Genomic DNA, 531 nt, shown 5'->3' with positions numbered 1-531 from the left:
TCGCGTAACAAGGCGCAATAGAACGGGAACGTTAAAACGCTCCGATACGTCAAAAGCTTCACGCGCCATGTCGTAGGCTTCCTGCTGGTTGCGCGGTTCAAGACAGGGAACTAACGCGAAATTAGCGTAAAAGCGGGAATCCTGCTCATTTTGGGAACTGTGCATTCCGGGATCATCCGCTACGGCGATGACAAACCCGCCCTTTATTTTTAAAAGCGCGGCGTTAATAAAAGGGTCAGAAGCGACATTCAGCCCCACGTGTTTCATGGTAACAAGCGCCCTGCGTCCGGCAAATGAAGCGCCCATAGCGGCTTCCAAAGCGGATTTTTCATTGGCGCACCACCTTGCGATGGGGCCGCCTTTTTTATATTCGTTAATCAAGTACTGTAAAATTTCCGTTGACGGAGTGCCCGGGTACCCATAAGACACGCTAACTCCCGCGTGTATCGCGCCTAACGCTACTGCCTCGTCCCCTAAAAGGGCTAATTTGTCATTACTCATTTATATTCCTCATCTGGACTGTATAAAAAA

General features: G+C 49.7%; 1 pseudogene. It reads right to left on the bottom strand.

The features are described from left to right. A pseudogene (locus ACYVRH_RS14355) lies at positions 1-501 on the bottom strand (indolepyruvate ferredoxin oxidoreductase); the annotation flags it as partial. Positions 502-531: the final 30 nt, after the last annotated feature.

The sequence above is a fragment of the Treponema sp. R80B11-R83G3 genome, assembly GCF_054786115.1.
The sequence above is the reverse complement of the archived record's forward strand: the minus strand, read 5'-3'. Positions and strand labels throughout refer to the sequence as shown.